Consider the following 24,515-nt stretch of genomic DNA (forward strand, 5'->3'; position numbering starts at 1 on the left):
GCACCCATAGGCCGCCAGCGCCCGATGGACCGGAACGGGAATCATCGGCGCGCCTCCCCATGCCCTGACGCGATAAACAGCCCGGCTGACTGCGGTGCGAGCGCCGTCCAGTCAGTCGGGCGGGAGCCAGATGAACGTGCCGGATCGTGCGCGCTTTCGACAGGCCGGGACGCATCGCCCGTGCGCAGGAACGACGCCGGAAAGAGGGAAGAGTCCTGCCATGATGGTGCAGCCAGAGCGCCGATCGCGATGTTATTCGCAAGCGGAAGAGCCAGCCGCGCACTGACGGATGCGACGTAGTTCCGCGTCTCGGCAGGCAGCGGTCGGCCCGTCGCGAGATGCTCGTCATAGCGCGCGGGACCGACATTATAGGCGGCAAGAAAACCGGTTTCGCCGTAGCGGTCCCGCATCCAGCGCAGATAGGTCGCACCGGCCAGAATGTTGTCGTGCGGGTCGAACGGATCATTGCCGAGGCCGAGCGACGTGCGCAGGCTGGCCCATGTTCCGGGCATCACCTGCATGAGCCCCATTGCACCCGCCGATGACACGGCATGCGCATCGCCTCGGCTCTCCGCATGCAGGACGGCAGCAATCCATGACGCCGGAATCTGCGCGCGCGTGGCCGCCTCCGTGATCATATCGGCGTATGGATCAGCCTGCGCCACGCGAACGGGTGACACGGAAACCAGCACTGCAACCAGCGCGTTCGCGACAAGATCGCGAACCTTCCTACCGCCGATCATCGCGCTTCACCGGCCGGTTCCAGACCAGATGGAAGGCACGCCCCTGACGATCAGACTGGAACAGATTGGCGCGGATCGGCTGCGCCAGCATGGGGTCGTCGAGAACGAGCGAAAGGTAAGTGCCCGCCTTCTCGCCAGTGCGTTTCCAGCCAGCACCAATCTCCGGTCCGGCATCGGCGTCACCAAGATGGACGCGATAGTCGGGCGCATGCTCGGCATCCGACGATGTCGCCGGCACGATCGTCAATTCGACGTCGAGGGCGAGCGTGCGCAGGCGCCCGGCGAAGCCGTCAGACGTGCGCGTGAAAGTACCGATCAGGGCCATGTCAGCCTCGTTTCTGGTTGAGGTTGGGAGGAATCGGTGACGGCGCGAGCCACAGCGGCTGGGCATGGCCGAGCACCGCATCGACCGGCAGGACGCCGAAATAGCGGCCGTCGAGACTGGTCGGGACTGCCGGATTCATGACGAAGATCTGGCCGGGCAGGACGTGCCGGCAGCCCTGCCAGACCGGCAGCGGACGGCCGCGATGATCGCGAGCCAACGCATCGCCGAGCGGCTTGCCGTCAACCGACACGATGGCGCCGACCCGGCAGACCAGTTGTCCCGGCAGTGCCGCGACCGGCTTGAGCAGCGGCACACCGAGCGGCAGATAGCCACCGCGCGCCAGCAGCGCGGCCATGTCGGCTGGCGGCCGGATCGCGATCAGGTCGCCGACATGCAATCCGCGCACCGATTGCAGGCGATACAGCCCGACCGGCGTGCTGGCGGTGGCATTCCAGATCAACCACGGCGTAGGACGGAACACGGCGCCAAGCACGATCGCCATCACCGCGACATAGGTGGTGAGGAACCAACCAAGCCGGCTCATGACACCGCCCTCCGGCGCAGCCAGGCATGATGGCGATCGCGTGTGTAGGGGCGTGGCGCCTGCCCGGCGAGCATCCGATTGTGCAGATGCCGCCAATGGTCGGGCGCGACGTCGACGGGGTCGATGCCGATAGCTTCGATACGATCGACAGCTTCGAGCACCAGGCGGACCTTCGGCCAACCGCTCTGGCGCAGCAGGCTTTCGCCACCAGGCCGCACGAACGGCACCGTCTGATAGGACTCGCCGGGAGCGGTGACGCGCACGATGTCGATGCAGGATACCACCGTGCCGTAATCGTTCGCCGCCCAGCGCAGGAAGGCGAACACGGCGTCCGGCGGAAAACTCAGTATCCGCCGACGACGATCGAGAATCTGCTCATGGGCGACACGACCGAAGCGGATCCAGTGTTCGATGCGCTTCTCGATCCAGGTCAGTTCGACATGAGCGAGGGTGTCGTTCATGGCACATCTCCAGAAGTATCGGGGAACTCGCGGGCCAGCAGGGCGCGCAGCATGTCGGCAACCGTGATGCCGCGCTGGAACGCCGCGACCTTGAGCCGCGCGCGCAGCGCCGGCGTGACGTCGATGGTCAGCCGGGCTGTAAAACGGTTGGTGGTCGCATGCTTGTCCGGCGCCTTGACCCAGCGTTCCGGGTCGGCGGGACGCGACGCGAAGCCGGGCAACGTGCGACGCCCTGACATGGCGAAATTCCTTCGCCGAGCGGCAGCACGGACGCGATACGGTCGCGCGCTTTCTGCGCCATGACGGGATCGATCTCGCAGCCGACATAACGCCGGCCGGTCAACCGGCAGGCGACGCCTACGGCACCAGAGCCAGCGAACCAGTCGCCCACCAGGCCACCCGGCGGGCAGCTCGTGCGGATCAGGATCTCCAGCAGGGCCACCGGTTTCTCGGTCGGATGGATGGCGCGGCCATGCGTATTGCGGACCGGAATTATGGAGCGCATCAGGCGCGGGCCGCCATCCTCGCTGACGTAATGACCGGCGTCGATCTGGCCCATATGCGGCGGCCGATGTTTCCGCCGCACCGTGCGCGCCCGCGCGTCGGACGTGGTCGGAACCGCGTTGTAGACGGCACGCCAGGGCGTATCGTCGCGATAGAACTGGACGATCAGTTCATGCACGCGCCGGAAGCGATCGGCATGGAAGCTGGAACCGTTCTGCTTCTCCCAGACCAGTTCCTGAGCATACTTCCAGCCCGCATTCCGAAATGCCGCGCTGGATGCGAGAAAGCTCCGCAAGGAGCCGAAGACCCAGAGCGAGCCGCTCGGTTTCAGGGCGGCGAGTGCCTTGCCGGGCCAGTCCACCATGCGCCGGTCCCAGGCGAGCGACGTATCGCCATAGGGGGGATCGACCAGGATCATGTCGTAGGGGCCGTGCCAGGGCATCAGGAGCGCGCTGTCGCCGGTCAGGAGGGTCATGATACCAGCCCCCCGATCTCGGTCGTCAGAGCGGCGATTTCACGGGCTGCGATCCCCTGCGGTCGTAGGTCACTGACCAGGCGGCCGGAACGTGCAGCATCGGCGAAAGCGACCCGCTGGCCGATCCGGGCCGACAATGCCGCCGGTTCATGCCCGGCCAGCGCCAGCCGGGTCTCGCGGGCAATGACCGTGCGCGCGGCGCAACGGTTGAGCACGAAGCGGGCCAGCAGGCCGGGACGGAAGAACCGCGCCTCCTCCAGCAGTCTCAGCATCTCGGCCGAGGCCCAGCCGTCGAACGGCGAGGGTTGCGCCGGGATCAGCACCAGATCGGCGGCCAGCAGGGCGGAGCGCAGCAGCGCCGCCACCCGAGGAGGACCATCGATGACGACGTGACCCACCCCCTGAGCCAGTGCCGGCGCCTCGTGGTGCAGCGTATCGCGCGCCAGCCCGATCACGCCGAACAGCCGTGGCAGTCCCTCCCGCGCCCGCTGCGCCGACCAATCCAGCGCCGAGCCCTGCGGGTCGGCATCGATGACCGTCACGCGCCGGCCTTCCCGAGCCCATTGACCCGCGAGATGCAGCGCCAGCGTCGTCTTGCCGACGCCGCCCTTCTGGTTGAGGAAGGCCACGATCACCGCCCCTCTCCGGGGGTTTTCCACGGATCGGCGGGGGTGCCAACATCCTTAAAGTTAGACTCTTTTAAGTTAGATTCTAAGTTAAGGGCGTCATAACCGTTTGATTCAATGCCGTGATTCGGCGTTTTCCGCAAACGATAGCACGGATGCCGTGGCAGTGATGGCACGGATAAATCCACAACTGATAGCACGGATGAATTCACAGTTTGTCCACAGGAGCCTGTGGATAATTTGACAGGCGCGAAGGCCAGCGTGTCATTGCCATTGCGGTCGAGGCGCACCGACAGCCGATAGCCCGGAAAAGGCTGACGCTTCGCCATCTCACGCAGTTCGAAGGCAAAGCGGCGATATGGGGAAAGACTGGCGGATTTTTCGTAGAGATGGCGCAGGCCGAAGGCCCAGCCCGCACGCTGGCGACCGCCATGCTTGCGCACAATGCGATAGAGCCAGCGCTCCAGGCCGCCTGTGAAGCCAAAATAGGCCGGGTCGATGGTCAGCACGAGCGCGTCATCGAGAACCGCCTGGTAGAACCAGTCGGGCAGGATTAGCTCGATCACGCGGGTGCGCCCTTCCCGCGCGGTGTGCCGCTTCCATTCGTTGATCCAGGAGAAGCGGTGCAGTTGCCCCTTCCCGGTCTGCCGGAGCGAGGTCTTGATCGTGGTGGATTGCAGCCGGTCGAACGCCGCTTCCAGCCGCTCATAGTCCCGCGCGCTGTCTCCCCGGCCGATGAAGGTCAGGATCTCTCTCGGGCTGGCAACCATCAGCCGCGACGTGCGCCGACCGGCGTCGCGTGCGGCAACGAGATGGCTGGCGGCCCAGATCAGCACGTCAGCATCCCAGATCGTGGCCATGCCATGTTCGGCTGACGCCTCGACCCGGATGGTGACGTCCTGGGTCCGGTAATCGATCGGGACCATGCGAGGGGATTTGGCGAGGCTGAAGAACGGGAACGCCATCAGATCCTGTGCATCACGAGGAACAAAATCTCCCGCGATAGCGTGGAAGAGTTCCAATTGCTCGCGCTCGGAGCGTGCTCTGCCGGGCGGAGGCATCAGCGGCGACTCCCGCGTGGCGTCGGCGGGATCAGCGGGCTTTGCCGCGCGGCGGCGGACACCGTGCCGGCGGTCGTGTCGGAGGTATGGGCGCGTGCCCCGCTCTCGACCCAGGCCTGCAACTCATCGACCCGATAGACCACGCGGCCGCCGAGCTTCGAGTAACGCGGGCCGGTGCCGTAAATCCGGTGTTTTTCCAGCGTGCGAATGGACAGTCCGACGAAGCGCGAGGCATCGGGCGTGCGCAGATAGCGCGGCGGCAGATCGCTGTAATTGGCGGACATGAGGTGGCTCCGTGATCGCTGTCTGGGGCCGCGGGACAAATGCGGCCGACGTGGATCACGGTTGTGGATTGGGGAAGACGGACATAGGGCGATGTCGCTGGGCAACGAGATCGCCCTGGTGATGGCATCGCCGTCGCCAGCGATTGTCAGTCGCTTCGATCAGCGCCAGTCCGGTTCTGAACCTAAAACTTAGCTAATTGGATTACTTTCTTGACGAGAGGCTCAGGATAGGATTAGTTAGCCATATGGCTCATCTTGATCGCATCTTTCATTCCCTGTCGGATAGCACCCGTCGCGCGGTCATTGCGCAGCTTGCTCATGGCCCGGCCAGCGTCGGCGATCTGGCGCAACGCCATAGCATGGCGCTGCCCAGCTTCATGAAACATGTCCGCGTGCTGGAAGAGAGCGAGATCGTCGTCTCCCGCAAAATGGGGCGCGTGCGCATGTGCCAACTGCGTCCCGATGCGCTCACGATTGCGCAAGGCTGGCTCGAACGGGAGCGTCGCATTTGGGAATCCCGCCTGGATCGGCTGGATTCTTTCGTCGAAACACTGGCTGAACAGGACAATGCCCATGGACATGAATGACCAACTCGACCTCGTTCTCGAACGCACGGTCAAGGCCAGCCCGGCCCAACTGTGGCGTGCCTGGACGGAACCGGACCTACTGAAGCAATGGTTCGCGCCACGGCCATATGGCGTGGCCAAGGCCGAAATCGACCTTGTGCCGGGCGGCGCGTTCAATGTGGTGATGCGGTCGCCGGAGGGCGTGGTTTTTCCTGAAAAGCCGGGGTGTATCCTTGTGGTTGAGCCGGAGCGGCGTCTGGTCTGGACTGACGGTCTGGGCCCGCAGTTCCGACCGAATGCCGAAGCCTTCATGACGGCGGAGATCACGATGGAGCCAGTGCCCGGCGGCACGCGTTATCGCGCCCTCGTACGCCACAAGAACGCGCAGGATCGGGCGAAGCACGAAGAAATGGGGTTCTTCCAGGGATGGGGCACCTGCCTGACCCAGTTGGAGGAACTTGCCGCGCAGATCTGAACTAAAGCTGCGACGGCTCGCTGCCCTCGACAAAAAGAGTAACCGTGAACCAGCGGCCTCAAGGTAACCGACCGCTATCGGGCAGATTTGTCCCGATAGCGGATAGGCCGCTGCCCACGGGTGCAGATGTTTGGGCGACGATCGCTACACCCGTCCTCTATAAGGATGCAACAACAGGCGCCGATAGCCGCCCCTTACCATTCCCTGCCCGAGTTGCACCAACCGCTTGATGCGATCACGCGCGTCATGCGAGATCCAGGATCGATCTGACAGATCGATCCCACCGGGCAGAATGCAGGCCAAATCACGGTAAGAAGCCCCCTCTGCCCGACCGTCCAGAGCACGGAGCGCAAGGATCAGCCGTCTGGTCCGTTCGGACGACAGGGTAGCCGGATTGGGGCCAGGGCGCCTGCCTGTCATCGCACGCCAGAGCCGTAAAGCAGCCTGGACGCGCACTTCGAACAGCGCGTCGAACGGCAAGACGACAGACGGCATATCCATGCCGGCCGCCACAACATGCAGGCGGAGAAGAGCACCTGAACGCTGGATCAGCACGTCACCCGTCTGATCTGCTGACACTCCGATGAACACGGAGGCGAGCGGTGGGTGATCCGGGTCAGCCAGACCGGCCGGAAGATCCGCCAGCGCGATCACGCCCGGCAGCACCGCAGCGGTCCATAAGGCAGAGCGCGGGTTCAAGGCAGTGCGCACACTTTCGAAATCGCAACCCCCAGCGCCGGGCGAACGCCTCGGCATCCGGCTGCATCAGGACGCCCCGGCGCAGAGCGCGCTGAAGCGTCGCCCGCTCGCGCATGAAGTCACGATTACGGCTGACAAACTGCAAGGCAAAGGCAGGGGCGTCGAGCGACCGCAGGCCCTCATACGCGCCCGCCGACCGCCAGGTGGCGCGGCTCATGGCGTCGTCTCCATTGCGTAACGGGTGGGAGCAGGGCAAGCACTTGCTCGCGAGAGTATGCCAGCCCATCCCGGCGCCCGCTACGCCCCGGCGATGCAACAGGTCTTGCGCGCTGCGCAACGATCCCGGATGTCAGTGAGGTGCGCCGCCCCGCAGGAGATGCTGGTAGCCATGCTCGGTCATCCAGTGCGCCCGCGCCAGATGGCTGTGCCAGCAGCGGTGGACACCATCGGGATCGGCCGCCGGGTCGCGGTGGAGCACGATCCGGGCGACCTCGCGCCAGTCGGCACCGCCAGCCTCGGCGTCCAGCAGGCGGAGATAGGTGATCAGATGCTGTTCGTCATAGCCGGTGAGACAGGACGCTTCCGGAGCGCTGTCGGCGACGGGCGGGTCGAGTGGGGGCTTCTGCATGGGAGAGCCGATCAGGTCGAGGAACGAACGCGACGCACCCTACCCTGCCGCGTTTCGGTGCCGGAAGTCTCGTTAAGAAACATGACGCCGCGCCCTTGTCCGGACTCGATGAACAGGATGCCCGCCGCCTCCAGTGCGCGGCGGACCTGGTCGATCGTGCCCTCATGGACACCGAGCCCGCGCTCGGATTCGAGACGCTTCAGCGCGGTCAATGCTACAAGGGCCTCTTCGGCGAGCCGTTCCTGCGTCCAGTTCAGGAGTGCCCGCGCCGCCCTTACCTGTCGGCCAGTGATCATCCACGATCACATCCGACAAGAAACGGGCGCACACCAGAAATACGACTATATTAGTCGCTTAAAGGCAGTTCAAGCGTATTTTTTCAAGGCGTGCCGCGTTCCGAATCGGTCGGCTGGTCCTCGCCGAGATCGGTGCCGTTCCTTGCTGGAACCCACCGACGTCCCTTGAGGGAGAGAAAACCCCGCCCGGAGAGCCGGGCGGGGCCGAGGCGGCTCACTCCCCGTTGCGCCGCCCGTTGGGCCGGGACCAGATCAGGCTGTAATCCTCGCCATCCTCGTCCCGGAACAGGTTGGCGTAGATCGGCGCGTTGAAGCTCGGATCGTCCAGCTTGACCGAGAGATAGTCGCGGCCCTCGTTGGAGGTCTTCTTCCACGCTGCCCCGATTTCGATCCGGCCGACGAAGACCCGGTGGCTGGGCGCATTGTCGTTGCTCCGGTTGGCTTCGGCGACGAAGCGGACGTTCTTCGTCTGGAGGGACAGGGTGACGATCTCGCCCTGGATCTCGTTGCCGACCTTCTTGAAGGAACCGATGTTGGCCATGTGACTTCTCCTGCTGTTATCGGGCGGCGACCACCGCGACCTCGATGGCGATCGTCCGCCCGAGGGCGAGCGACCGGGCACCCGCTTGCGGGCCGGAGCACCGCGCAGGACGGCGGCGGCAGGACTTTCTTGCCTCGCGAGGAATGGCGCCCTGGCGCCAGGGGAAGAAAGTCCTGACGACGGCGTTGCCCCAGGGCGATCGAGGCGAAGCCGACCTCGGGCAGATCAGGCCAGGAGAGGACGGGGTGGTCGTTGCCTCACAGCATCTCCGGGAGAAATGTGGCTGACCGGCGTGTTCCCCCGTCAGGTCGCGCGAAGAGACAGGCCAGGCTCCATGCGATTCCGGCAGGACGCTGCGCGATCCCGTCTTTTGACGAAGGCGACACCAGGGTAATGCGCCGGTTGCTGCTGTCTTAGCGCCGGAAGGATGGAACTGGGGCGGTGGCAGAAACTCTCCCAGCCGAGCGGCCGCGTTCCCGGTCAGGATCACGCCGGATGATCCGGGGCCTTGATGCCCCGATCGCCTCCATGACGGCCGGAACAGGGAAGCGCGGCCTATGCCTGTCCGGTCGGATCGATCAGCGCGCGACCGGGGAGCGTGCCATCCTCGGCATGAGCCGGCGTCGCCGGCGGGAGTTCCGCGCCGATCCGCACCCAGGCCGTGCCACCGACAAGGGCCGCGCCGATCACGGCGAAGATGTGCCGCCAGAAAGAGGACGGGACGCAGAGCTGCGATACGTCGAGCATGGCGCAGTAGCCGGCGATAACGGCGGGAATGGTGTAGAGCAAGCCGAGTGCCATCCTGAACCAGACGATGGGCACCATCGCAAACGCCATTTGCCCGGCAGCCTGCGTCGCCGCGCCGGCGACGATGCCGATCAGGATCGCGCCGGGATAACCCGCGCCGGTATGCAGGCCGCCGAAGAAGGCGTTGAGCCCGACATAGAAGGGCAGCGCGTAAACGGCGACCACGAAGATCAGCCAGCAGAAAAGACCGAGAGCGGACAGGAGGATGAAGGGCGCGAAGATAACCATCTGCGATCTCCGTTGTACAGGATTGGATGATCGCGCTTTCCACTACCTCCCCAGCGCACGACTAATATAGACGCTTTGAGCGCAAGATTCCATCAGGAAGTTACGGCAACGGAGAGAACACAAGCCCACAGGCGGGGCCGCACGCCCAAAGGTCAGAAAGCTCCCGCGTCATGCGGGAGCCTCCTCGTCGGCAGCCCGGTCGCGTTCCGCCTGCCGGGCAATCGCCGCCGCGAGTTCGGCCTCGATCGCCGCCCGCTCCCGGCGGGTGAGATGGAAGCTGGTGAGTTCGGCGCGCAGTTGCTGGATGGTGTCGTACAGCGTGGTCATTGTCCTGCTCCTTTCGTTTTGAAGACAGGACAGACGGGTCATGCGGGGACGGGCCGGGTCGTGGATCGCCCTTGGGCGACCGGCTTGCCGGTGGGTGGGGGAGCCGATTTTGTTGAACGGGGCAAGGAAAGCAGCGCGCTCTTGCGTTCGGCAAAATTGGGGGCACCGCCCGTCCACGACGCGGTTCGGCCACGCATGGTAGGATGGGAAGTCTGAAGAGACGGCCCCTCTTCGCCACGCGGGGCAGAAACCTGCCCAGGCCAGTCGCGTTGGTAGAGCGTTCAGGGTCGGCGCAGATGAACGTGTCATCCGCAATGCCGTTCGGACAAAATGCGACTTCTATAGTCGCCAATCGCATAGCGATTGAAAGCACCGCGTGCTATCGTGAAGGCGGCGCTTTGAGGTGCATCTTCCTTGTGCAACACCCAGGCGAGGTCCGGCAGCCCACGAGGAAAGATGTCTTTTATAACGGCGTATAGAAAGGGCGCTTTCATGCCTGATGATGGCACGCTGCACGTGGTCCGAGGTCGGCAGTGGGACTGTAGCGGACCACGTCCTTGTCCTTGACCGGATACACGCCACAGTCCGCCCAGGCGGCTGCATTCCGGGAACAGGCCTTGAAGGCTTGGCTAGAGGGCGCTTTACGACGCACATTTGACAGCGTGACAAAAGAGCCGATTCCGGAAGCACTTTTGCAACTGGTCGGTACGTCCTATTCTCCTCTGACAGAGGCTGGAACACGATCCAGAGCAACAGGGGAGCACGTCATGGCACAGTGTGTGCTGTATAATTGCGGGCCATCCGGAAACTGCTACAAAGTCCGCCTGTTCGCATCGCTTGCCGGCATTCCGCTGAAGATCCTGGAGGTGGACCTGGCCGGAGGCGAGCACAAACAATCCGCGTTCACGGCGTTGAATCCGTGGCAGCAGGTGCCGGTACTACAGGACGGCGCAGTCGTCCTCTGGGATTCCCAGGCGATCCTGGTCTATCTGGCGGAAAGATACGCAGAACCGGAATGGTGTCCGCCCGACCCGCTGTCGCGGGCCCAGATCACGCAATGGCTTTCGGTCAGCGCCAATGAGATCCAGCATGGTCCGGCCGATGCGCGGCTGGTGCGCAAATTCGGGTATCAATTGAATTACGATCAGGCTGTGCGGCTCTCGGCGCACGTCCTGGCGACGATCAATACGCACCTCACGGATCGCGACTGGCTGGCCCTGCGCGGGCCCAGCATCGCCGACTGTGCGGCCTATCCTTATATTGCGCTCGCCCCGGAAGGAGGGATCGACCTGGAACCATATGGTGCGATCCGCGCATGGATGGCGCAGATTGAAGCCCTGCCAGGCTATATTCCCATGGGGTCCTAATTTTATAAGGGTTTGTCTCCAGACAAAGGTGCTCGGGCGTTTCACAACGCACTCATGCAGGGCATTTTTGCGAAAGGCCCCGCCCGCTTAACGGTCATGCGGAAGCCTTCACTCCGGTAATGAATTTGGGAGCGACGCGACCGACGTCCAATGGACCGCACGTTCTTCCAGGACCGGCTGCTTTACCAAGGTAGCCTGGAAGCTGATTACCGTGCGACGACACCACGGCCTTCGGATAACGGGCGCGAAGTATACCGGGCTGTGGCAGAGCCGTGGACAACCATGGCATCCGTCCTGCTGTTCGCCGTCGTGTTCCGGTCATTTCTGGCCCGGCTACCGCTTGGGCTACTGCCGGGCGTTTAGGCGGCATGCCGAGCGGCCAACTAATGACGACGTTGCGGGCATATTTTCCAGTCCGTGCCACGCATCTCAGACAGGCGGCATAGCAGGGAGAGCCGAAAGTCTGGATTCGGTGGAAAATATATAAAATTCGGACAACAGGCTCCCTGAATGGCCGCTTTGGCCATGATGTCGTCATCAGTCATGCCCCGTATGGAGTCAGAATGGCTTCAGGACCACCAAGATGACGATCGTGCTCATAGCGAGCACGACAAGCCACGGAGCATATCCCAGGTTTGCGCCGCGTTTGCCTTGGCCAATTGCAGCCTTTCGGAGGCTGCCCGACAGCAGCCCGTGGAGCATGGAAAGAGCGAGAACGACCCCGAGCTTTATCAGGAGCCATCGCTGTGGAAACCAGTCGCCCATCGTGGCGAGGGCGAGCCCCACGGCCCAGACCAGGATCATGGCGGGCGCGGTAACGCTGCGATCCCAGCGCCGCATGGCCGCCACTATCGCGGTTCTTTCTTTCGTCACGGGACGATTGCCGCCCAGCGCCGTGGTCGCCAGCGTCAGAGCGGAGATCAGGAGCCCGCTTATCCATATGACCGCTGCGGAGACGTGAATCGCTTTCAGCCAGAGATAGGCCATCACCGACCTTTCAGACAGAAGACGCCAGGGCGCGCTGCCGACGCGCAAGCAGCCGCTCATTGGCAAATGCCCCGAATGGAATGAAGGCGACGGCAAGCATCCGGACCGCCTCCGCCCTGGTCCAACGTCCACTGGCCAGCGTCTGGACCAGCATCCAGACATAGAGGGTGAAGGCGAGACCATGAACCGGCCCCATGATCCGCACCGCGACGGGGAAATCGGCAAGGTGCTTCAGCGGCACCGCGATGCCGACAAGCAGCACCAGGGTCATGCCCTCCAGGAGCGAGGCCGCCCGCATCCGACCGAGCTGGCGACATTCCTCGCTCTCGTCAACAGGAAGCGTCATGCGCGCATCTCGGCAGCGCGCGCGGCTGCGATCGATACGGTCTCACGGATTGTCCCTTCGCCCATCGCCGCATATGCGGCTGAAACGAGGGCCGGTCCGGCGGCCTGCGGATTGCCCGTCGCGAAGGGTGGTTCGGGGTCATATTCCATCATCAGTTGGGTCAGCTTCGCGACATCCTCGCTCCTGAGTTCGGCGAGCAGCTTCAGGCCAAAATCGATGCCCGCCGTGACGCCTCCACCTGTCCAGATGTTCCCGTCATTCACCACGCGTTCATGGATCGGCACGGCGCCAACGGCTTCAAGCGCCTCGAAGAGTGTCCAGTGCGTCGTTGCCCGGCGGTTTGCGAGCAGACCCGCCGTTCCGAGGATCAGTGAACCCGAACACACCGAGCAGAGATAGCCGGCCGAAGGCGCTACGCGCACCAGGAAGGCACGCAATGCCTCGTCGCGCATGGCGTCATTGGTTCCGAAGCCACCAGGCACGAGCAGGACGTCGAGCCGCCCCTCAAAATGCGTGAATGTCGCTGTCGGGACGACTGCCGCACCAGTGTCGGAGACGACGGGATCGAGAGTCCGCGCGAAGAACTGCGTCCGACCATGAAGCCCGAGCGCCGATTGCGGTCCGGCAAGATCCAGCAGGGTGAAGCCCGGATAGAGGATGATGCCGATTTCGAGCGGATCGGGTGCGGGGTTGGTATCGGCCATGAATGTCTCCTGCTTGCACCCGTGAGTTTAGCCCTGGCAGCCAGGACGTGTGAGTGGCAGAAAAGACAACCATCGATCATATTCGGCCAAACGTCGAAGACGCAGGGGACAGGATGCACAAGGTCGCGATACTGGCGTTCGACGGGGTCGTGCCGTTTGATCTCAGCATCCCCTGTGAAGTCTTCGGTCGCGTCCGTGCGCCCGACGGCGCGCCAGCCTACGCGGTATGCGTCTGCGGGCGGCGCGGCGCCATACAGACCAGGAATTTCACGTTGAGGGCACCCGGAACGCTGGCGGACATCCGATCCGCCGACACAGTCGTGGTCCCCGGTATCGACGACGTGGAAAGAGACATGTCGCCTGCGGTTCTCGCAAGCCTGCGCGCTGCCTGGAAAGCCGGGGCACGAATCGTGTCGATCTGCTCGGGCGCGTTCCTGCTCGGGGCCGCCGGGCTTCTCGACGGCAGACGCGCCACGACACACTGGATCGCTGCCGCCGAGCTTGCCCGGCAATATCCAACGGCATGCATAGAGCCTGATGCGTTATTCGTCGACGAAGGCAGGCTGGTGACATCCGCCGGTGCGTCCGCTGGGCTGGACATGTGCCTGCATCTCGTGCGGCTGGATCATGGCGAGGCCGTGGCCGCCGATGCCGCGCGTCTCGCCGTCGCACCCCTCATTCGCGATGGCGGACAGGCCCAGTTCATTCGTCAGGCGCCACCGCGCACAACGGCGGGTCTTGCCGCGACATTGGACTGGATTCTCGCCAATCTCGATCGGTCCCTGGACGTGCGCATGCTGGCGGACCGTGCCGGCATGAGCGAACGCAGTTTCGCGCGGCATTTCCGTGATCAGACCGGTTCATCACCGGTTCAGTGGCTGCTGGCCGCGCGCGTCCGGGCAGCGCAGGAATTACTCGAGATCACGCCCGCACCAATCGAAGAGGTCGCCCGCCAAGTCGGTTTTGAATCGCCCATTACCTTCCGCAGCCGTTTCCGGCGGATCGTGGGCATCAGTCCCATCGCCTATCGGCGCCGTTTTCAGACCCAGACGGCATAGACGTCACCTTGATGTCCTCTGTGGTAGGCCAGATCGGCGGCTTGAATATTTTATGAACAGCAGCTTTCGGGAGCAAAAATTGGGATCTGAATGGCAAGAATGAGGTAAAAGATGACATGTACTACCCGAACCGGGCCTATCGTTCGTCGTATTGCGATTGCGCTTTCCGCACCTGTTCCCAGTTTTCCTTGGCCCAGTCGACCAGCCCCTGTGTCGGGCGTAGCAGACCTTTTCCCAAGGGCGTCATCTCGTATTCGACGCGGGGCGGTACCTCGGGAAAAACCTCCCGGATCACCATTCCATCGCGTTCGAGCGTCCGCAGCGTCGAGGAGAGCATCCGTTGCGAGATGCCGGGAACCGCCCGCTCCAGCTCTGAAAACCGGGCGCGACCGCCCAGAATATCGAGCGACAACACAATGAATATTGTCCATTTGTCGCCGATTTTCGTCAACAATTCCCGAACCGCCATCGGATCTGAACTGCGGCAGACCGCCGCAGGGTCCAGTTGTTTTGTCTTATGAGGCTTTCCCATTACTTACCTCCACGTAAGTGACTAATATAAGAGTGCCCTCTTCTTCGTAACAGGCTTCCGATTTATATGTAGCTCTCACCCGGTAAGCAACATCGCGAGCCATGGAGAGATCCAGATGCCAAATCCAGAATACGCGGCCTACCAACCTGCCGCGCCCTATTTCGATCTCGTTCGCAAAGCGCTAGGCGATCTCGTCGAGGGCGAACATTTCTTCGATGTCCTCACCGACGATACCATTTACGAGGTGCTCTACGAAGTACCAGGCTGGCCGCGTATCATCACAGGGCAACGTGCCCTTATGGCGGCGTTCGAAGGATATGTCGGCGCCATTGCGTTGCATTCTGCCGACAATCTGGTGTGTCACCGGACGGACGGCGAAGTGATGGTCATCGAGTACGAAGTCCACGGCATGATTCTTGCCACTGGCGTGCGCTACGACAATCGATTCTGTTCGATCGTCAAAATCGAAAACCGCAAGATCGCGCACTGGCGGGATTACATGGACTCGCTCGCGGCCTGGAACGCCCTGACAGCAAAACAGGGAGCATGAAGCCATGAAACAGATTCTCATGATCGAGATCAGTCCGCGCGGGCAGGACTCGGCAAGCCGGGCAGTGGCTGAGGCACTCGGCACACGGCTTGGGGCACTTTATCCTTCGGCAAAACTTGTGCGTCGCGACCTGACACGCGAGCATTTGCCGCACCTGGACGAGAGGACGCTGCGAGCCATCTCGACCGCAGATCCTCCTGAGGCGAAGCGACCGAAAGAGGCCGCCCATCTTTCCGATCACCTGACCGATGAACTTCTGGCGTCCGACCTTCTAGTGATTGCGACGCCGATGTGGAACTTCGGTATTCCCTCGGCCCTGAAAGCGTGGATTGATCTGGTCGTTCGGCCAGGTCGAACATTCCAGTACGCCGAGAACGGCGTGCTCGGCCTGGCAAAAGGGACGAGGGCGATCCTGATCATCTCTTCTGGGGGCGTCTTTACAGACGGTCCGTGGCGTCCCTGGGACTATGTCGAACCATACCTGCGTCAGGTCCTCGGGTTCATTGGCATTACGGATGTGCAAGCTGTTCGTGTCGAGGGTATGAACATCCCTGCTCTATCATCCGGCGCTGTGTCGAAGGCCAAGGAAACGCTCGAAGATCTCGCGCTTTAGCGAATGTCCTGTCGAATGGCGAGGCCTGTTTCTACGAACACGGGTGTTTATCGACTACCGGGCCGCTAATCTCCGAGATGATCGTCAAATTTCTGGGGACATAAGCCCTGTACTATGATGTCCGCGTTGGGAATCGTGGAGGTCATCTAGTGTCGTCGGAGCTGAGGACGGAAGCTGCCGTGAGGCGGCCGGTTCCTTAGTCTAAATTTTTTTCACGCCAGGTCCGTTGCGTTGCTGCCTTGCCATCTCAAGCAACTTTGCAGCGACCCTGCCTGAGGCGTCCATGCGTTCCTGACGCGGCCCGAACCGGACTCCACCCGAGGGCCAAACCCGCGCGCCCCAATCAGACGGGTGCGTCGCGGCCGCATGTCAGAAGCGGCGTAGGTTGTGGCTGCCCTTCATAATAATCGGCTTCGCGCAGGAAACCGTGGCGATCGAGGCCATCGATCACGAGCGCGCCGCTGTCGGGATAGGTGCAGACGTCCGCGGGCGGCTCGGCGCCGATCGCCAGATAGACCAGGTCGCCCGTGCCGTCCGGGGTCGCGGGGTTGGCGATCTGGTGGGCGATTCCCGTGTCGGCCGGACAGGAAATGCAGTCTCCGGGGCCGATCTCATGTACGCGATCGCCATAGCGAAATAGACCTTGCCCTTCGAGCACGACGAAGATCTCGTCGGCCTGAAGGTGCGTGTGCGCTGGACACGCGCTGTAGCCTGGAGGTACCCGTGCGGCGCCCATGCCGAGACGACCCATCCCGAAACGCCCCGGCCCCGCACTCCTCATCGCAGGTGTCAGCGCGCGCCGGAAATGCGTCCAGGCGGCGGGCACGTCTGCCGCGATTTCCGGCGCCGTGTGCATGTTGACGATCGTAGGCGCCTTCTCGGTCATGTCGTTCTCTCATATCCGCACCAGACAAGCGCGGGCTGCTTTTCCGGCATGCGCGCCGTGATCACCACTTTTGATGTCTGCTATCGAAAATGCAAGTCGCTGCACCCTATGTCGGGATGGAAGCGGGACCGGTCATCCGCCTCCAAACCGTAGGACCGGGATACCGAGGCGCTTCGCCTTGTCGGCCAGGTTCTCCTGGATGCCGGTTCCGGGAAAGACGATGACGCCGATCGGCAGGGTGTCGAGCATCGCATCGTTGCGGCGGAAGGGGGCTGCCTTGGCATGCTTGGTCCAGTCCGGCTTGAAGGCGATCTGCACGATCTCGCGGTGATCGGCCCAGCGTGAGGCGATGAATTCCGCCCCCTTGGGCGAGCCGCCGTGCAGCAGCACCATGTCGGGATGCTTGGCCCGGACCCTGTCGAGCCGATCCCAGATCAGAATATGGTCGTCGAAATCGAGACCGCCGGTCACGACCACCTTGGGGCCGGGCGGGACCAGCAGTTCGCCCTCGGCCTTACGGCGGGCATTGAGGAAGTCGCGGCTGTCGATCATGGAGGCTGTCATGGTGCGGCGTGACACCAATGAACCGACCTTTGGGCGCCACGCGCTCAGGGTCAGGCGCTCGAACTGCTCCTGCGCCTCGTCACGGAAGATCTCGTAGGCGTTGCGGCGCTCGATCAGGGTCAGCCCTTCGGCGATCAGCCGCTCCAGTTCCACCGAGCGGATCTCGCTGCCATCCTGTTCCTGCTGACTGCGCTTCTGCACCTGCTCGTTGCGGTCCAGCTCACGTTCGACCTGGCCAACCATGCGGTGGAAGATGTTGACAGCGGACCAAAGCAGCGCCTCGAGGTCGGGTTCCAGCCGCATGTCGGTCAGCGTCGCGGCGATGGCGTCGAAGATATCGGCCACCGCGCCCCCGATGCGATGCGCTTCGGGCAATGGCCGCGGATCGGGCTCGGCTTCGAAGGGACGGTAGCCATACATCTGGAGTTCGGCCAGCACGTGGGCGGTGGATGAAGCGGCATGCGGCGGTTCGAAATCGTCGGTCGTGCGGGTCATGATGCGGTCCTCCCAGGTCTCCGGCCGCGCCCTTCGCGGCCTTTCCGGGGGCGGATAGCGGCAGACCAGGGACGGGCCGGAACCGCGCGCTCGCGCGCGGCCGCAGCACAGCGAAGGATGGCAGGGGGCCGGCTATTTTGCTTCGCGATGCAAAGCGCGCGGCGAAGCCCGCGCGGCGGAAAATAGCCGGTCCCGCCATTGAAGGCCCGGCCCGGCTGACGCCCGCTCCCCTCCAGAAAGGCCGGGGCGCGAACCTGCCGGACGGGAGGCAGAACAGGGCCGCCAGACGAAAACGGAAACCGCCCGCCCCTCTTTCCGGCCCGCTCAGGTGCCGGCCGTCTCCAGAAACCGTGCCACGTCCGATGGCGCGAGTTGCGGATGCAGGATCGCCCGCAGCGCCCCGCGTCCGAGGGCGCGAAGATCGTCGTTGAAATCGCCCAGCCGTGGCGACAGACCGATCAGCTTGATCCCGGCGTCATCCGCGCGGGCGTGCAGCGTCGCCAGCGCCTGATCCCCGGCCGGATCGTCATCGCGCAGGACGTAGAGACGGCGCAGCAGCGGCGGAAAGATCAGGGAAGCGAGATGCGCCGAAGACAGGCAGGCGGCCAGCGGCAGATCGGGTAGAACCTGCCGCAGCGACAGCACCGTCTCGATGCCTTCCCCGGCGGCGAGCACATCGGATGCCACCCCGAAGCGCACGGCATGGCCGAGCAGGCCCCCCAGGGCGCGGCGCGGATGATCGACCGGCGCCTTGCCGCGCCCTTCCGCCGCCAGCCAGGTGCGATGCACACCGGTCAGCGTGCCCTCGAGGTCGGTGACGGCGGCGATCATCGCGGGCCAGGTCTCGGTCGGACTGTCCTCGTCCGGGCGGTAAAAGCAGCGTGGATGGAAGCGCAGGGCTCCGGTTCCATGCAAAAGCGTAATGTCGCGTCTACGGAGATACGCTTCTACGGATGTCCCCGCGATCGGCGCGGACATGGCCCAGAGCCGTCGAGCCGCTTCGGAAGAACTGGCGGGGCCGCGTTCCTGCGCGGGACGATCCCTTGAAGAAGGTGCCGGATCGGGATGCGGCAGGCTAAGGAAGGCGCGCGCCTCGTCCGCCACGTCACGGAAATCCACCAGACCGAGGCTTTCGCGGATCACGTCGAGCAGGTCGCCATGCTCACCCGATTGCGCGTCGGTCCATTTTCCCGCCCTGCCGTTCGTGGTGTCGCGCAACCGCACGAACAGCGACCGGCCGGGCGTGTTGCGTACGTCACCGACCAGCCAGTAATTGCCGTGACGGCGACCGGTGGAAAGATAGCGCCGGCACACCGCCTCCGCGTTCTCCGCCAGACGACGGGCGAGATCGCCTGCATCATGCGAGGCCATCGCCTTGCCCTCCTGTGTCTGGATTGCCTCCGTCCATGGCGATCGCCAGCCAGCGATCGGTGGTCATCCATGAAATCGTCTTGCGCCTGCCAAGGTCAAGCAGATGCGCGCCGCCGCTGAACGCGCCGATCCGGGGACGGGACGCCGTATTGGCCCACTGGAATCCCCATCGGCCCCGCAACCGGAATGTTCGCGCACAGCGTAGCACGAATTCCACTACCTGATGCGGATCGCCGGTTGTCTCATCGTGCATCCAGAGCTTCGTGCCGCCATAGTCGGGCACGATCGACAGAATGAAACCGTCAGACGGTGGATCTTCCGCCGCCAGTTCGTCCATGAATTCATTGTAGAGGTCGAGCGCCTTGGCCGCGTTTTCCACCGTGCCCACATCGAGCACGCAGGAAAAATGGGTGAAGAAATCAGCCATCGGAAGAACTCCCGAAACGAAAAAGCCCGGCGCAGGGGCCGGGCTCGTAAAAACGTCTTTACGGAAAAATGGAAAAGCGGCTTTCAGGACGCACGCTCCATCAGCCTGCGGGCCTTCTCTTCCAGATCCAGCCGCGTGTCCTGATTGGCTTTCGTCCGCGCCAGCGCCGTAATCCCCTGCACGAAATCGAACACGCTCTCGGGCTTGCGCCCTTCCTCGTGCAGCACGGTTTCGATGATCTTCGCGGTTTCCGGCTTCGAGAACCCACGACGACGCAGGAAGCTTTCGCGATCTTCGTCTGTTTTCGCGACCAGCGCCCGACGTGACGCCTGGATGCCGGAGACGAACGAGGCCGGACTGGCCGTGGCGAAATTCCGCAGCGCGGGCGTGGCCTGATGCACGAAACGGGAGGCGGCAAACTTGCTGTGCCGGATCGTGATCTGTTCGAAATTTTCCACGCCCCACAACATGCGGTTCTGGCATACTCCGCGCAGATAGAAGGAGGCGATGCCGAGACTCTTGCTGCCGACTTCCGAGTTCCAGGCGTAGAAGCCCCGGAAATAGAGATCGGGGTCGCCATTGGGCAGGCGGCCCGCCTCGATCGGATGCGTATCATCGACCAAAAACAGGAATACATCGCGATCCGATGCGTAGAGCGTCGTGGTCTCCTTCGTGATGTCCACATAGGGATTATGGGTCATGGTAGCCCAGTCGATCACACCCGGCACCTTCCAGTTGGTATCACCCGTGCCGTCTCCGGCGATCTTCCGCACCGCATCCACCAGTTCGTGGTCCCAGATGCGGCCGTAATCGGGGCCGGTGATGGCGCGCAGTTCCATCCGCCCGTCCTCAGTCTCCAACGTTTTGACCAGTTCGGCGCGGTGCGACAGCAGCCCGTGCTGCAGGTTGATCGCCGCCAGTGGAGCCGGAAGATTGCGCAGGTAGGATGAAGGCGCACCAACCAGGCTGCACATCTGGCCGAACGACCAGTGCGTGGGCGCAATCGGCTCATTCTGCCCCGGCACGGTCAGGGTCAGGCGCTCGGCATTGTCGCGGGATGCTGCCACACGAATGGCGCGGCTCTCCACCGTGCGGGCCGTGGCCCGGTTCGCCCGCGCCAGTGTGGCAGCGTGCAAATCGGACAGGGACAGGTAGCGCTCGTCATCGGGACGCGAGAACCATTCGGACGATACGCGGGCGCTCCGGCTGCCACGCGAAGGATCGATCTTAAAGCCGCCGGACGCGGCGCCACGGGACGCAGGGGGCAGGATGGTGGTTGTGGTCATGGAAAACTCTCCTTCGAAGCCGGTTATTCGGCACCAAAGGCGAAGCCACCCTCTCCCTCTAATCACCGCTTCCCACGCGGGATCCCATCCAACCCCAGAAACACCCAGCCCCTCATCCCGGAACACAGCATTCCCGTCACCTACCGGAAATCACGACTGCCATGGGGGGAAAGCGGTACGTCGGCTTATTGCGGCAGGTAGTTCTTCTTCGGAAGTTATAATCTCCATAACGGCTACCTCCTTCAGCGGCACAGCCTTCCAGCAACGTTGGCGAATTGGCGGTCATAGCCATAGAGTTGGAGTTCGCTCAGGACATGGTCGATGGGCGAAGAGGCGTGGTGCGGTTTATGGTCGTCGTGCTCGCTAATCGGGATGCTCCGTTAGTTCGACCGCGACCCTCTCGGTCCAGTTTCCTTTCGGCGCTAATTCGGTCCCTTTGACACCGGTTTTTGGTATCTCTATATTCGGTGCGAACAAGACCGATTCTGGAGCCACTATGTCCCATCGTACCGTAACAACAGCGCGGGCGGCCGAGATTGTCGGTGTCGGATACGAAGGATTGCGCTCTTATCTGAAGAGGGGATTGGGCGGCCGTGCAGGAATGTTACCCGGCTTTCACAAGCCGGGCACTGACACCCACGACGATCCCAACCCGCGTGCGAAGTGGAAGCGTTTCAGTGTTCCCGACCTTTGCCTGTTCCGGATGGCGAAGCTGCTGATCGACGCGGGCTTCACCTTTGACGCCGCGAATTCCGTCGTATCTCGACCGGACCGCTGGTCCGCCTTCGCCCACGACAGGAAGCCTGTTTCTCGCTTGATGGCGATCTGGCCGCCGTACGGCGACCACATCATCTACGAACCCGACCAGATGGAACTCCTGAAGAAGGCGCTTGAGGAAGCACCCGAAATCGTGACGCTAATCAATCTCGGTGAAGTGCATGCCCATGTCCTGGCTGCACTCGGAAACGAAGGCAGCCCGCAGGCCGACGCCGAGCAATCAGCGGCACGAGTGGCGTGACACAAATCCAGAGTGCTGTTCGCCGCCACACCCATTTAGGGCTGGGTAGGCAAGTATGACCGATTATCGTAACGATGCCCGACGCGAGCTGGCGCGCGCCAGAGACGAACTGACTTCCGCGGCCGATGAGCGCTTGAAATATGCGGCGCTCGAACTTCGCATGGCGATGGAGTCGCTGACCTATGATCGCGCCTTGGCCTACAGGGACGAGTTTCCGCCCACCGAATACGAGACCTGGCAACCACGCAAGGTGATGGCCATCCTCCTCGAAATCGATCCTAATGCCGACAAGGACAGCAGCCTGGCCTTCGGGATTGAGCCGTTTCTGGGCGTGACGCCGGATGTGATGAAGTCGCTGGGCACCGAACGCGTCCTGAACATGGGGACGATCAAGCGTCACTATGACGCCTTGGGCAGCTATCTCCACATACCCACGATCAAACAGCGCAAGCATGGCGCAAAGGTCGATCCCGTAAAATTTCGGGCGCGCTGCGAGGAGATCGCCGCCTACCTGACTGACGTGCTGGCATCGCCAGTGTGGAACGCGACGATGGGAACCTTCGCATCGCTCGGCTGCATGAGATGCGGCCACCCAATCCGTAAGCGCATGCCGCAAGGGAAAGCTGTGGTCGATGCGAAGTGCTTCGAATGTGGCGCGACCTACAAGGTGCTCGATGCCGGAGAGGGCAAGGCGCGTTTCGAGCCGGACCAGGTTGAGGTCAAGTGCGCCAACCCGGAATGCAAGACGTCGATCTTCCCGTGGCGAAGCGAGATCGAGAACGGCAGGGGCTGGAAGTGCGAGGTCTGCGGCGGCGAGAACGACATCAAACTCATGATCCAGTACCGTCCGGCGATCGCCTTTGAAGCCCCCAACCCCGAAGGGGGCGCGCGTGATCCGGATTGATGTCCACCACCTTCTAACCTCGCTCACCTATTTGGCGGGATCGCACAAGCATTTGGTCATGATGCGGCGGCAACTCATCGAGAATGGAGGCATGGGCCAAATGGAGATCCAGCGTTTCGTGGAGATGCGCGAGTGCGGCCGTCGGCTCGCTGCCATTGCGGACGGCTTGGACATGCCCGCCGGACGGGCGAGCGCCGGCCGACTGTTGCAGAACCTTGACAAGGTCGCACCGTTTTGCATCGCCCTGACGCCCGATCGATTGAGTCTGGTCGCTGATGAGATGGCGATCCTGACCTCGGCCTTTCAGGATGAGATGGAGGCCCGATTGCTGTTTGCCTTTCCGGCCTCCAGCGCGCGATATTTCTCCACCGACCCTCTTTTCGGTGAACTGGTCGAGGATGCTTTCCCGGATGTCGCCTACGACATCGCCGAGGCTGGCAAGTGCCGGGGGCTGGGGCGCTGGACGGCCACGGTCATGCACCTGATGCGCGTGCTCGAGTCGGGGCTGGCCGCGTTGGCCAAGCATCTGGATGTGCCGTCGGGCGAGAACTGGAACAGCGTCCTCGGAGCGATAGAGGGCAAGCTTCGCGAAGTCCGGCGAAGAGTCGACGGTCGGGATGAGGAGCAATGGGCGGCCGAAGCGGGCGTCCATCTACGTTTCATCAAGAACGCCTGGCGCAATCACGCAATGCACCCGCTTGAGCGGTACGATGAAGAGCGTGCGGCCCAGATCTTCGAGAATACACGTTCGTTCATGCAGCACCTTGCCGGCAAGCTGGCGATGAGCTCGGCCGAGCCGTTTCCCGGCGCGGGGCTTGCGAAATGAGACCATCGGAGACGACGGTCAAAAGGCTCTTCGCGATGTCGGGGAACCTCTGCGCCTTTCCAGGGTGCGCCTTGCCCATTGTAGAAGCCGTGGGAACGATTACCGGCGAAATATGCCATATCCGCGCGCGAAATGAGGGCGGCCCCCGCTTCGACGTCACGCAGAGCGAGGACGAACGGCAGAGCTTCGCCAATCTGGTTCTGCTGTGCCGCCGGCACCATAAGATGGTGGACGCCGAACCCGACGTGTATTCAGCAGAGGCGCTTGAGGAGATCAAGCGGCTTCGAGAGGAGGAAATGGGGCGGCCCGAAGAGGCTACCGATGCCTTCTACGCGAAGATACTCCTCAGCGACCTTCGGCGTATCGAGGTGACCAACAATAGCGGCAATGTTGTCATTGACAGTCCCGGCGCCATCATAGCTGCAACCGTCAATGTGAAGAGCGCCCGTAAAACGGTGAAAATACAGCCGGCAGCAGGCACCATAGGGGCCGATTTGAAAGCAAGTCGGTATATTCAGTACCTGATCAGTCGCTATAATAAATTCGCAAGCGCCGATAAATCGCGCGACACAAAATTCAGCTATGGCGCTATTACGAAGAATATTGAAGCGAACTTCAGCGGGCCTTGGAGAATGCTGGCGATCGAGGATTTCGACGCCCTCTGCACCTATCTTCAACGGAGGATCAGCCGAACGCGCATAGCAAAGGCAAACGCGGCTAAAGGGCTAAGGGCTTTTTCCAGCTTCGAGGACTACGCCCAAACAGTCGGTTGAGCGATGGTTCGGCATGACCAGGGCCTGTTAGGGCTTGATCCAATCTGCTGCGGCAGCGATGTGGATGACCGCGAGGAACGACGTTGCTGTTTTTTCGTATCTGGTTGCGACAGCGCGCCACTCCTTGAGGCGGTCCAGAAGTTCTCAACGAGTTACCGACACCGATAGGCCCATTTTGGGCAGCCGACCGGCCCATCCCGTTGTTTCGCGGGAAGGTG

35 protein-coding genes are annotated in these 24,515 nt (G+C 62.9%); 10 read left to right on the plus strand and 25 right to left on the minus strand.

Features of this window, described 5'->3' with window-relative positions:
- Positions 1–41 precede the first annotated feature (41 nt).
- The 9 genes from HLH21_RS11545 to HLH21_RS11580 are packed head-to-tail and all read right to left on the minus strand — an operon-like array spanning position 42 to position 5,023.
- Positions 42–743, minus strand: a complete 702-nt coding sequence (locus HLH21_RS11545) for a lytic transglycosylase domain-containing protein (RefSeq protein ID WP_182943913.1) — start codon at positions 741–743, stop codon at positions 42–44.
- Entirely contained in the window at positions 730–1,068 is a 339-nt protein-coding gene (locus HLH21_RS11550; protein ID WP_182943914.1) for a DUF736 domain-containing protein, read from the minus strand. Before HLH21_RS11550 ends, HLH21_RS11545 begins: the two co-directional genes overlap by 14 nt.
- Position 1,069: 1 nt before the next feature.
- Complete coding sequence (locus HLH21_RS11555; RefSeq protein ID WP_182943915.1) at positions 1,070–1,612, minus strand: S26 family signal peptidase; 543 nt, start codon at positions 1,610–1,612, stop codon at positions 1,070–1,072.
- Positions 1,609–2,073 (minus strand): DUF2840 domain-containing protein, encoded by a 465-nt coding sequence (locus tag HLH21_RS11560; RefSeq protein ID WP_182943916.1) that lies wholly within the window; start codon positions 2,071–2,073, stop codon positions 1,609–1,611. Before HLH21_RS11560 ends, HLH21_RS11555 begins: the two co-directional genes overlap by 4 nt.
- Positions 2,070–2,312, minus strand: a complete 243-nt coding sequence (locus HLH21_RS17030) for a ribbon-helix-helix protein (protein WP_246379634.1) — start codon at positions 2,310–2,312, stop codon at positions 2,070–2,072. Before HLH21_RS17030 ends, HLH21_RS11560 begins: the two co-directional genes overlap by 4 nt.
- Positions 2,201–3,052 carry a DNA-methyltransferase gene (locus HLH21_RS11565; RefSeq protein WP_246379636.1) on the minus strand — a complete coding sequence of 284 codons (852 nt, stop codon included), beginning with the start codon at positions 3,050–3,052 and terminating at the stop codon, positions 2,201–2,203. Before HLH21_RS11565 ends, HLH21_RS17030 begins: the two co-directional genes overlap by 112 nt.
- Positions 3,049–3,687 carry a ParA family partition ATPase gene (gene parA, locus HLH21_RS11570; RefSeq protein ID WP_182943917.1) on the minus strand — a complete coding sequence of 213 codons (639 nt, stop codon included), beginning with the start codon at positions 3,685–3,687 and terminating at the stop codon, positions 3,049–3,051. The genes HLH21_RS11565 and parA overlap by 4 nt, the downstream gene beginning before the upstream one ends.
- Positions 3,684–4,739 (minus strand): replication initiator protein A, encoded by a 1,056-nt coding sequence (locus HLH21_RS11575; protein WP_182943918.1) that lies wholly within the window; start codon positions 4,737–4,739, stop codon positions 3,684–3,686. The genes parA and HLH21_RS11575 overlap by 4 nt, the downstream gene beginning before the upstream one ends.
- Positions 4,739–5,023, minus strand: coding sequence for a helix-turn-helix transcriptional regulator (locus HLH21_RS11580; RefSeq protein WP_182943919.1), 285 nt, complete (start codon positions 5,021–5,023; stop codon positions 4,739–4,741). The genes HLH21_RS11575 and HLH21_RS11580 overlap by 1 nt, the downstream gene beginning before the upstream one ends.
- 245 nt (positions 5,024–5,268) lie before the next feature.
- On the opposite strand from HLH21_RS11580, the gene HLH21_RS11585 reads away from it, so the two are divergent.
- Positions 5,269–5,610, plus strand: coding sequence for an ArsR/SmtB family transcription factor (locus HLH21_RS11585; RefSeq protein WP_182943920.1), 342 nt, complete (start codon positions 5,269–5,271; stop codon positions 5,608–5,610).
- Positions 5,597–6,064 carry an SRPBCC family protein gene (locus HLH21_RS11590; protein ID WP_246379637.1) on the plus strand — a complete coding sequence of 156 codons (468 nt, stop codon included), beginning with the start codon at positions 5,597–5,599 and terminating at the stop codon, positions 6,062–6,064. Before HLH21_RS11585 ends, HLH21_RS11590 begins: the two co-directional genes overlap by 14 nt.
- Before the next feature lie 144 nt (positions 6,065–6,208).
- Here the strand turns inward: HLH21_RS11590 and HLH21_RS11595 are convergent, their stop codons facing one another.
- The 7 genes from HLH21_RS11595 to HLH21_RS11620 form a co-directional block, all read right to left on the minus strand.
- Entirely contained in the window at positions 6,209–6,718 is a 510-nt protein-coding gene (locus HLH21_RS11595; RefSeq protein WP_264811529.1) for a DUF2285 domain-containing protein, read from the minus strand.
- Positions 6,681–6,980 carry a transcriptional regulator domain-containing protein gene (locus HLH21_RS16905; RefSeq protein WP_246379639.1) on the minus strand — a complete coding sequence of 100 codons (300 nt, stop codon included), beginning with the start codon at positions 6,978–6,980 and terminating at the stop codon, positions 6,681–6,683. The genes HLH21_RS11595 and HLH21_RS16905 overlap by 38 nt, the downstream gene beginning before the upstream one ends.
- A 132-nt stretch (positions 6,981–7,112) precedes the next feature.
- Positions 7,113–7,391, minus strand: coding sequence for a DNA -binding domain-containing protein (locus tag HLH21_RS11600; RefSeq protein WP_182943923.1), 279 nt, complete (start codon positions 7,389–7,391; stop codon positions 7,113–7,115).
- Between the two features lie 11 nt (positions 7,392–7,402).
- On the minus strand, positions 7,403–7,687 hold the full coding sequence (locus tag HLH21_RS11605) for a helix-turn-helix domain-containing protein (RefSeq protein WP_182943924.1): 285 nt from the start codon (positions 7,685–7,687) through the stop codon (positions 7,403–7,405).
- 214 nt (positions 7,688–7,901) lie between these two features.
- A complete protein-coding gene (locus tag HLH21_RS11610) occupies positions 7,902–8,228 on the minus strand; it encodes a DUF736 domain-containing protein (RefSeq protein WP_182943925.1) in 327 nt (108 codons plus the stop codon).
- Positions 8,229–8,783: 555 nt separating this feature from the next.
- Positions 8,784–9,263 carry a hypothetical protein gene (locus HLH21_RS11615; RefSeq protein ID WP_182943926.1) on the minus strand — a complete coding sequence of 160 codons (480 nt, stop codon included), beginning with the start codon at positions 9,261–9,263 and terminating at the stop codon, positions 8,784–8,786.
- Between the two features lie 168 nt (positions 9,264–9,431).
- Complete coding sequence (locus tag HLH21_RS11620; RefSeq protein ID WP_182943927.1) at positions 9,432–9,590, minus strand: hypothetical protein; 159 nt, start codon at positions 9,588–9,590, stop codon at positions 9,432–9,434.
- A 563-nt stretch (positions 9,591–10,153) separates the two neighbouring features.
- Between HLH21_RS11620 and HLH21_RS11625 the strand changes: the two genes are divergently transcribed.
- Positions 10,154–10,957, plus strand: a complete 804-nt coding sequence (locus HLH21_RS11625) for a glutathione S-transferase family protein (protein WP_306414184.1) — start codon at positions 10,154–10,156, stop codon at positions 10,955–10,957.
- A 558-nt stretch (positions 10,958–11,515) separates the two neighbouring features.
- Here HLH21_RS11625 and HLH21_RS11630 read toward each other — a convergent pair.
- Genes HLH21_RS11630 through HLH21_RS11640 form a run of 3 tightly spaced genes read right to left on the minus strand, consistent with a single transcriptional unit; the run spans position 11,516 to position 12,994 of the window.
- Complete coding sequence (locus tag HLH21_RS11630; RefSeq protein ID WP_182943928.1) at positions 11,516–11,944, minus strand: CopD family protein; 429 nt, start codon at positions 11,942–11,944, stop codon at positions 11,516–11,518.
- 10 nt (positions 11,945–11,954) lie between these two features.
- Positions 11,955–12,290: a DUF3817 domain-containing protein gene (locus HLH21_RS11635; protein ID WP_220789788.1), complete on the minus strand. Its 336-nt coding sequence runs from the start codon at positions 12,288–12,290 to the stop codon at positions 11,955–11,957.
- Entirely contained in the window at positions 12,287–12,994 is a 708-nt protein-coding gene (locus HLH21_RS11640) for a DJ-1/PfpI family protein (RefSeq protein ID WP_182943929.1), read from the minus strand. The genes HLH21_RS11635 and HLH21_RS11640 overlap by 4 nt, the downstream gene beginning before the upstream one ends.
- Positions 12,995–13,047: 53 nt before the next feature.
- Here HLH21_RS11640 and HLH21_RS11645 point away from each other — a divergent pair, with 53 nt between their 5' ends.
- Entirely contained in the window at positions 13,048–14,052 is a 1,005-nt protein-coding gene (locus HLH21_RS11645; RefSeq protein WP_264811531.1) for a GlxA family transcriptional regulator, read from the plus strand.
- Positions 14,053–14,188: 136 nt separating this feature from the next.
- Here the strand turns inward: HLH21_RS11645 and HLH21_RS11650 are convergent, their stop codons facing one another.
- Complete coding sequence (locus HLH21_RS11650; protein ID WP_182943930.1) at positions 14,189–14,584, minus strand: winged helix-turn-helix transcriptional regulator; 396 nt, start codon at positions 14,582–14,584, stop codon at positions 14,189–14,191.
- 115 nt (positions 14,585–14,699) lie between these two features.
- On the opposite strand from HLH21_RS11650, the gene HLH21_RS11655 reads away from it, so the two are divergent.
- Complete coding sequence (locus HLH21_RS11655; protein WP_182943931.1) at positions 14,700–15,134, plus strand: nuclear transport factor 2 family protein; 435 nt, start codon at positions 14,700–14,702, stop codon at positions 15,132–15,134.
- Positions 15,135–15,138: 4 nt separating this feature from the next.
- Positions 15,139–15,747, plus strand: a complete 609-nt coding sequence (locus HLH21_RS11660; RefSeq protein WP_182943932.1) for an FMN-dependent NADH-azoreductase — start codon at positions 15,139–15,141, stop codon at positions 15,745–15,747.
- Positions 15,748–16,090: 343 nt separating this feature from the next.
- Here the strand turns inward: HLH21_RS11660 and HLH21_RS11665 are convergent, their stop codons facing one another.
- The 5 genes from HLH21_RS11665 to HLH21_RS11685 all read right to left on the minus strand — a co-directional run bounded on the left by HLH21_RS11665 (position 16,091) and on the right by HLH21_RS11685 (position 20,776).
- Positions 16,091–16,633 (minus strand): cupin domain-containing protein, encoded by a 543-nt coding sequence (locus tag HLH21_RS11665; RefSeq protein ID WP_182943933.1) that lies wholly within the window; start codon positions 16,631–16,633, stop codon positions 16,091–16,093.
- A 132-nt stretch (positions 16,634–16,765) separates the two neighbouring features.
- The gene (locus HLH21_RS11670) at positions 16,766–17,692 is read right to left on the minus strand and encodes a DUF2493 domain-containing protein (RefSeq protein WP_182943934.1); all 927 of its coding nucleotides are present in this window, start codon (positions 17,690–17,692) and stop codon (positions 16,766–16,768) included.
- 324 nt (positions 17,693–18,016) lie between these two features.
- Positions 18,017–19,063 (minus strand): DUF7146 domain-containing protein, encoded by a 1,047-nt coding sequence (locus HLH21_RS11675; protein WP_182943935.1) that lies wholly within the window; start codon positions 19,061–19,063, stop codon positions 18,017–18,019.
- Entirely contained in the window at positions 19,050–19,490 is a 441-nt protein-coding gene (locus HLH21_RS11680) for a hypothetical protein (RefSeq protein ID WP_182943936.1), read from the minus strand. The genes HLH21_RS11675 and HLH21_RS11680 overlap by 14 nt, the downstream gene beginning before the upstream one ends.
- 83 nt (positions 19,491–19,573) lie before the next feature.
- Entirely contained in the window at positions 19,574–20,776 is a 1,203-nt protein-coding gene (locus HLH21_RS11685; protein WP_182943977.1) for a DUF932 domain-containing protein, read from the minus strand.
- 496 nt (positions 20,777–21,272) lie between these two features.
- Here HLH21_RS11685 and HLH21_RS11690 point away from each other — a divergent pair, with 496 nt between their 5' ends.
- The 4 genes from HLH21_RS11690 (at position 21,273) to HLH21_RS11705 (ending at position 24,297) form a co-directional block, all read left to right on the plus strand.
- Positions 21,273–21,794: a hypothetical protein gene (locus HLH21_RS11690; RefSeq protein ID WP_182943937.1), complete on the plus strand. Its 522-nt coding sequence runs from the start codon at positions 21,273–21,275 to the stop codon at positions 21,792–21,794.
- Between the two features lie 55 nt (positions 21,795–21,849).
- The gene (locus HLH21_RS17035; protein WP_182943938.1) at positions 21,850–22,698 is read left to right on the plus strand and encodes a hypothetical protein; all 849 of its coding nucleotides are present in this window, start codon (positions 21,850–21,852) and stop codon (positions 22,696–22,698) included.
- Entirely contained in the window at positions 22,685–23,524 is an 840-nt protein-coding gene (locus tag HLH21_RS11700; RefSeq protein ID WP_182943939.1) for a hypothetical protein, read from the plus strand. The genes HLH21_RS17035 and HLH21_RS11700 overlap by 14 nt, the downstream gene beginning before the upstream one ends.
- A gap of 71 nt (positions 23,525–23,595) precedes the next feature.
- Positions 23,596–24,297, plus strand: a complete 702-nt coding sequence (locus tag HLH21_RS11705; RefSeq protein WP_220789789.1) for an HNH endonuclease signature motif containing protein — start codon at positions 23,596–23,598, stop codon at positions 24,295–24,297.
- The last annotated feature ends 218 nt before the right edge of the window (positions 24,298–24,515 follow it).

Source organism: Gluconacetobacter johannae, from assembly GCF_014174305.1.
Classification (GTDB): domain Bacteria; phylum Pseudomonadota; class Alphaproteobacteria; order Acetobacterales; family Acetobacteraceae; genus Gluconacetobacter; species Gluconacetobacter johannae.

Bases quoted from the DNA above. Each gene is read 5' to 3' on its own strand.
- HLH21_RS11545 (WP_182943913.1), bottom strand. From the start codon at position 743: ATGATCGGCGGTAGGAAGGTTCGCGATCTTGTCGCGAACGCGCTGGTT.
- HLH21_RS11550 (WP_182943914.1), bottom strand. From the start codon at position 1,068: ATGGCCCTGATCGGTACTTTCACGCGCACGTCTGACGGCTTCGCCGGG.
- HLH21_RS11555 (WP_182943915.1), bottom strand. From the start codon at position 1,612: ATGAGCCGGCTTGGTTGGTTCCTCACCACCTATGTCGCGGTGATGGCG.
- HLH21_RS11560 (WP_182943916.1), bottom strand. From the start codon at position 2,073: ATGAACGACACCCTCGCTCATGTCGAACTGACCTGGATCGAGAAGCGC.
- HLH21_RS17030 (WP_246379634.1), bottom strand. From the start codon at position 2,312: ATGTCAGGGCGTCGCACGTTGCCCGGCTTCGCGTCGCGTCCCGCCGAC.
- HLH21_RS11565 (WP_246379636.1), bottom strand. From the start codon at position 3,052: ATGACCCTCCTGACCGGCGACAGCGCGCTCCTGATGCCCTGGCACGGC.
- HLH21_RS11575 (WP_182943918.1), bottom strand. From the start codon at position 4,739: ATGCCTCCGCCCGGCAGAGCACGCTCCGAGCGCGAGCAATTGGAACTC.
- HLH21_RS11580 (WP_182943919.1), bottom strand. From the start codon at position 5,023: ATGTCCGCCAATTACAGCGATCTGCCGCCGCGCTATCTGCGCACGCCC.
- HLH21_RS11585 (WP_182943920.1), top strand. From the start codon at position 5,269: ATGGCTCATCTTGATCGCATCTTTCATTCCCTGTCGGATAGCACCCGT.
- HLH21_RS11590 (WP_246379637.1), top strand. From the start codon at position 5,597: ATGGACATGAATGACCAACTCGACCTCGTTCTCGAACGCACGGTCAAG.
- HLH21_RS16905 (WP_246379639.1), bottom strand. From the start codon at position 6,980: ATGAGCCGCGCCACCTGGCGGTCGGCGGGCGCGTATGAGGGCCTGCGG.
- HLH21_RS11600 (WP_182943923.1), bottom strand. From the start codon at position 7,391: ATGCAGAAGCCCCCACTCGACCCGCCCGTCGCCGACAGCGCTCCGGAA.
- HLH21_RS11605 (WP_182943924.1), bottom strand. From the start codon at position 7,687: ATGATCACTGGCCGACAGGTAAGGGCGGCGCGGGCACTCCTGAACTGG.
- HLH21_RS11610 (WP_182943925.1), bottom strand. From the start codon at position 8,228: ATGGCCAACATCGGTTCCTTCAAGAAGGTCGGCAACGAGATCCAGGGC.
- HLH21_RS11615 (WP_182943926.1), bottom strand. From the start codon at position 9,263: ATGGTTATCTTCGCGCCCTTCATCCTCCTGTCCGCTCTCGGTCTTTTC.
- HLH21_RS11620 (WP_182943927.1), bottom strand. From the start codon at position 9,590: ATGACCACGCTGTACGACACCATCCAGCAACTGCGCGCCGAACTCACC.
- HLH21_RS11630 (WP_182943928.1), bottom strand. From the start codon at position 11,944: ATGGCCTATCTCTGGCTGAAAGCGATTCACGTCTCCGCAGCGGTCATA.
- HLH21_RS11635 (WP_220789788.1), bottom strand. From the start codon at position 12,290: ATGACGCTTCCTGTTGACGAGAGCGAGGAATGTCGCCAGCTCGGTCGG.
- HLH21_RS11640 (WP_182943929.1), bottom strand. From the start codon at position 12,994: ATGGCCGATACCAACCCCGCACCCGATCCGCTCGAAATCGGCATCATC.
- HLH21_RS11650 (WP_182943930.1), bottom strand. From the start codon at position 14,584: ATGGGAAAGCCTCATAAGACAAAACAACTGGACCCTGCGGCGGTCTGC.
- HLH21_RS11655 (WP_182943931.1), top strand. From the start codon at position 14,700: ATGCCAAATCCAGAATACGCGGCCTACCAACCTGCCGCGCCCTATTTC.
- HLH21_RS11660 (WP_182943932.1), top strand. From the start codon at position 15,139: ATGAAACAGATTCTCATGATCGAGATCAGTCCGCGCGGGCAGGACTCG.
- HLH21_RS11665 (WP_182943933.1), bottom strand. From the start codon at position 16,633: ATGACCGAGAAGGCGCCTACGATCGTCAACATGCACACGGCGCCGGAA.
- HLH21_RS11670 (WP_182943934.1), bottom strand. From the start codon at position 17,692: ATGACCCGCACGACCGACGATTTCGAACCGCCGCATGCCGCTTCATCC.
- HLH21_RS11675 (WP_182943935.1), bottom strand. From the start codon at position 19,063: ATGGCCTCGCATGATGCAGGCGATCTCGCCCGTCGTCTGGCGGAGAAC.
- HLH21_RS11680 (WP_182943936.1), bottom strand. From the start codon at position 19,490: ATGGCTGATTTCTTCACCCATTTTTCCTGCGTGCTCGATGTGGGCACG.
- HLH21_RS11685 (WP_182943977.1), bottom strand. From the start codon at position 20,776: ATGACCACAACCACCATCCTGCCCCCTGCGTCCCGTGGCGCCGCGTCC.
- HLH21_RS11690 (WP_182943937.1), top strand. From the start codon at position 21,273: ATGTCCCATCGTACCGTAACAACAGCGCGGGCGGCCGAGATTGTCGGT.
- HLH21_RS17035 (WP_182943938.1), top strand. From the start codon at position 21,850: ATGACCGATTATCGTAACGATGCCCGACGCGAGCTGGCGCGCGCCAGA.